Consider the following 4,097-nt stretch of genomic DNA (forward strand, 5'->3'; position numbering starts at 1 on the left):
CTGCTCGAGCGCTTGACCGAACAATGAAAGGGCAAGAGCTGCAATGGAACTAGGAGTGCACTTCATCGATTTCCTGCCGGGTGATCCGGCGGCATTGGGTCCGACGCTGGCCGAGGCGGCCAAGGCCGCCGAGCGGGGCGGGGCTACGTTGTTCACGCTGGCCGACCACTTCTTTCAGATGGAAGCCATGGGGCGCGCGCAGGACCCGTTCCTAGAGGGCTATACGTCGCTGGGCTTCCTGGCCGGGCAGACGACCACGATCGAGTTGAGCCTGCTGGTCACCGGTGTCACCTATCGCTATCCGGGGATGCTGGCCAAGGCGGTCACCACACTGGACGTCTTGTCGCAGGGCCGCTCCATGCTGGGGCTCGGTGCGGCCTGGTACGACCGCGAGCACGCCGCCCTTGGCTTCCCCTATCCGCCGGTGAGCCAGCGTTTCGAGATGCTCGAGGAGACGCTGCAGATCTGCAGGCAGATGTGGAGCGCGGACGACGGGCCCTACCAGGGCAAGCACTACCGGTTGGCCGAGACAATCTGTGAGCCGCAACCGATTCGGCGCCCGCCGGTCCTGATCGGCGGGGACGGCGAGAAGAAGACGCTGCGCCTGGTGGCGCAGTACGCCGACGTGTGGAACAGCACCGTGACCGATCCCGACCAACTCAAGCACAAGATCGAGGTGCTGCACCGGCACTGCGATGCGGTCGGCCGCGACCCGGGTGAAATCCGCAAGACGGTGGGCCTTTTCGTGGACCCCTTCGAGGATTCCGACGGGTACTTCGCAACGGTCGAGCGCTACGCCGGGCTGGGCGTGCAGCTGGTGAACGCCGGTCCGTTCCCCGGCAACCCCGACCCCGTGGGATTCATCCGCCGCCTCGGCGACGAAGTCATACCCAAGCTCGCCGAAATCGGTTGATAGGGCGGGGTTTACCCCGGGTAGCGGGAATAGCACGCGTCCATGTTGCCCGCTACGCCGCCGCGGAACGCGGCTATCCGGGTGAACCCCGCCGGCACGCTGGTGCCGTCCGCGTCGCTGGCCACGAGGTGGTTGGTGAGCAACCCGGCCACCGCCTCGTCGAGATCACCGGCCGTCAGCAGCAACTGCTTCTGCGACGACAGCTCGATGGGTTCGGCCATCTTGCGGTGCACCACTCCGGTCAGGCAGGCGGTGCGCAGCGCGGTCCACGGGCTCTGCATGGCCAGCCCGCGTTCGTGCTGCACGGCCAGCGCGTACCGCGACATCACGACCGACAGGGCGGTGTCGTCGCCCTGCGGCAGGGTCTGCTCGTTCTCGTCGGCGACCTTGCCCATCGCCGCCAGCTTCGGCAGGTCGATCACGATCGTGTTGGTGGCCGGGCAGTATGACGCCGGGGGGCTGGCCTTGGCGTCGGCGCAATCGGCCGCCTGGAAGGACAACGTCGGCGGGCTCTTCGGCGAGAACACCTTGCCCAACAGTTCCATCAGCGTCGACAGCGTGTCCTGGTCGATCGGGACCTCACCGGTCTCCGGGTTTCCGGTGTTGGTGTCGACGCGCAGGGCGTTGGGCAGGTCGCCGCGGCGCTGCGCGATTTCCCTCTTGTCGATCCCCGCGCAGGCCGAGGCGCCGTCGATGAAACCCATTTGGAAGGCCTCGATCCGGTCCAGGGCCGACCCGTGCTCGTCGTCGTTCTCGGTCTCGCTGTCCATAACGGGATCCCGGGTGGTGATGATGCCCGCCAGCACGTGGTCGAGCCCGTCGGCGGTGCTCAGCGTGAACCGCGGCGACTTGCCGTCGGCGACCCAGAACAGGTAGACGCCGGCGAAGCAGTCGGCCTGCTGCTCGCGCACGATCGTGGGGTCGCGTTTGGTCACCAGCTTCGCCATGGTCTGCAACGCGTGGCCGAATTCGTGCGCCAGCACGCCGTTGACGGACATGTCGCCGAAGTACTTCTGCGCGACGGGCATGAACACGCCACGGTCCCAAGCGATCAGGTTGCAGCGCGACGTGAAGAAGGCGTTGACGAGCTTGTAGGTGTCGTTGTGGCAAACGATCGGGCTGGCCGGGTCGTTGGAGTTGTACGACACCATCTTGCCGACCGGGACGAAATCCCCCTTCAACGATTGGCTGTAGACCGACTTCCAATATTCCTCGATGTCGTTGACCGACAGCAACGACAACTTGTCGATCGCGCCGTTGTCGGTGTTGACCACGGTGCCGGTCGGGGCGGGTGCGTTCTGGCGAATCCCGCTGGGGCCGTTCGTCGCCGGCAGGCCGCCCACCCGGAATGGATCGTTCAGCATGGACAACGCGCGCCCGTCAACGAAGGATGTGCAGCCGGCCACCACGATTGCCGATGCCGCGCAGCTCAACACCCCCCGCAGCAAGGCGGCCGCCCTGCGCGGACGGCCACCGGCCTGCTGACGTCGATTCCGCGCACGGCTCTTCATACCAACCTCATCCCGACCGGGTGCAGGGCAGCACCAAAGGGTCTCATTCTAGAGCGGTTGGCTAACTATGACAGCACGAATGAGAACACCGTCGCGCGCGAGTCCCGACGGCCGGCCGGCGGGGTTGCGCGCGGCTTACCCGTTGCCGAACAGGGAACGCCGGGCGGGTATGCGAATCGGAAATAGCGAACTCGGCGGCGCGGCCTGCCGGCGCGGCCTAGGGCCGCGGCGCGGTCGGTGTCGGCGTTTGCGGCGGGGCCACCGGACCACCCGGACCCATTCCGCCGGGCCCCATCATTCCGCCGGGTCCCATCATCCCCGGCCCCATCATGCCGCCGGGCTGCTCCATCATGGGGCAGGTGCCGGGGCGCCCGCCGCCGTAGCCGTGGCGCCAGCCGTAGTGGTTGCCCGAGGCCCAGCCCAGCATCAGGCCCGAGAAGAAGATCACCGCGACGACGAACACGACACCGGCCACGATGACCACCCACGCGGCCGCTTGACCCAGCCGGGTGTGCGCGCCGAACCGATGATCGACGCTGGTTGCAGGAGTTTCCGTCATGCGCGCAACGATGCCACACGCATACCCACGGGGGGTAGGGACCATTGGCCCTAGCAAGGGCGGTGGGCGTCTGGTCGACTTGCCTGAACTGCGCAGGACCGAAGGGATCCGCGAATGGCTGGAGTGACGCGGCGGGCGGCGCTTGCCGCGCTGGGTGCGCTCGGTGCGGGCGCCATCGTGTGGCGGGGATATGTGCGTCCCGGCGTCCCCGGACTGGCCGTCCCCGCCATCCGCCTCACGGACTGTGGCGGCTTCATGGGCGCCGGTCGCACGGACATGAGCCGCTACATTGATATGTTCATGCGGCACAACGAAATCCATCGCGTGGTCGAGGACATTCCCGGCGGCGTGCGCACCACCACCGAGTCGGCATCGCCCGACCTCGCCGCTCAACTGCAAGCGCACGTCTCGAGCATGTACGCCCACCTCGATCAGGGCACCGAAGTCAGCTGCATGAGCCAGACCCTGCCGACCCTGTTCCGCCGCGCCGGCGGCTACCGCCGCCAACTCACGTTGACCCCGAACGGCGTGATCGCCGAGGAGACCGCCGACGATCCGGCGCTGACCGACGTCATCCGGTCGCACGCGCGCGAGGTCACCGGCTTCGTGCGGGACGGCATGCCCGCCATGATGCAGCAGATGATGGGGCCGGGCGGGATGGGCTGCGGCCGAATGATGAACCCGCGCATGCCTTGACGCGAGGGTGCCCTAGAAGGGCGGTGGATCGTCACCCGGGGGTGCGGGGCCGGCGGGCACCGGGCCGGTCGGCGCCGCGGGTCGCGCGGCCAGCCGGGCCTGGCGGTTGTGCCGGCGTTCGGCGGCGATGCGCAGGGCCCGGTTCTGCGCGCGGGTTCTGTTGCGTCGCGGCATCATCGCGGTGCGCTCGCCGCACCGCTCAACGGCCGTCTGGACCGGGGCGTCGCCGGTGGGCGCGCACAGGCTGGGGAACAACAGCGCGCTGCCCGGGGTGGTGACGTAGGTATGCCCGCCGGGCAACCGCCAGATCAGCGTGCCGTCGGGCAGCTGTTGGTCGCGCCAGCCCCAGAACGTTTTCAGCAAATGATGTTGGCGGCAAAGACATTTCAGGTTCGACGGATGCGTCGCCCCACCCTCG

General features: G+C 68.0%; 5 protein-coding genes. 2 read left to right on the forward strand and 3 right to left on the reverse strand.

Going from position 1 to position 4,097, the window contains the following annotated elements:
• Positions 1-43 precede the first annotated feature (43 nt).
• The gene (locus A5702_RS01745; protein WP_068217736.1) at positions 44-913 is read left to right on the forward strand and encodes an LLM class F420-dependent oxidoreductase; all 870 of its coding nucleotides are present in this window, start codon (positions 44-46) and stop codon (positions 911-913) included.
• 11 nt (positions 914-924) lie between these two features.
• Here the strand turns inward: A5702_RS01745 and A5702_RS01750 are convergent, their stop codons facing one another.
• Positions 925-2,424, reverse strand: a complete 1,500-nt coding sequence (locus A5702_RS01750; protein ID WP_156349759.1) for a peptidase — start codon at positions 2,422-2,424, stop codon at positions 925-927.
• A gap of 217 nt (positions 2,425-2,641) precedes the next feature.
• The gene (locus A5702_RS01755) at positions 2,642-2,983 is read right to left on the reverse strand and encodes a hypothetical protein (protein WP_082955910.1); all 342 of its coding nucleotides are present in this window, start codon (positions 2,981-2,983) and stop codon (positions 2,642-2,644) included.
• Between the two features lie 114 nt (positions 2,984-3,097).
• Between A5702_RS01755 and A5702_RS01760 the strand changes: the two genes are divergently transcribed.
• Complete coding sequence (locus tag A5702_RS01760) at positions 3,098-3,679, forward strand: hypothetical protein (protein ID WP_068217739.1); 582 nt, start codon at positions 3,098-3,100, stop codon at positions 3,677-3,679.
• Between the two features lie 12 nt (positions 3,680-3,691).
• Here the strand turns inward: A5702_RS01760 and A5702_RS01765 are convergent.
• The coding region (locus A5702_RS01765; RefSeq protein ID WP_197506477.1) for an HNH endonuclease signature motif containing protein at positions 3,692-4,097 on the reverse strand (406 nt) is incomplete at its 5' end.

The organism is Mycobacterium sp. E3339, assembly GCF_001666915.1.
Lineage (GTDB): Bacteria > Actinomycetota > Actinomycetes > Mycobacteriales > Mycobacteriaceae > Mycobacterium.

Bases quoted from the DNA above. Each gene is read 5' to 3' on its own strand.
- A5702_RS01745 (WP_068217736.1), top strand. From the start codon at position 44: ATGGAACTAGGAGTGCACTTCATCGATTTCCTGCCGGGTGATCCGGCG.
- A5702_RS01750 (WP_156349759.1), bottom strand. From the start codon at position 2,424: ATGAAGAGCCGTGCGCGGAATCGACGTCAGCAGGCCGGTGGCCGTCCG.
- A5702_RS01755 (WP_082955910.1), bottom strand. From the start codon at position 2,983: ATGACGGAAACTCCTGCAACCAGCGTCGATCATCGGTTCGGCGCGCAC.
- A5702_RS01760 (WP_068217739.1), top strand. From the start codon at position 3,098: ATGGCTGGAGTGACGCGGCGGGCGGCGCTTGCCGCGCTGGGTGCGCTC.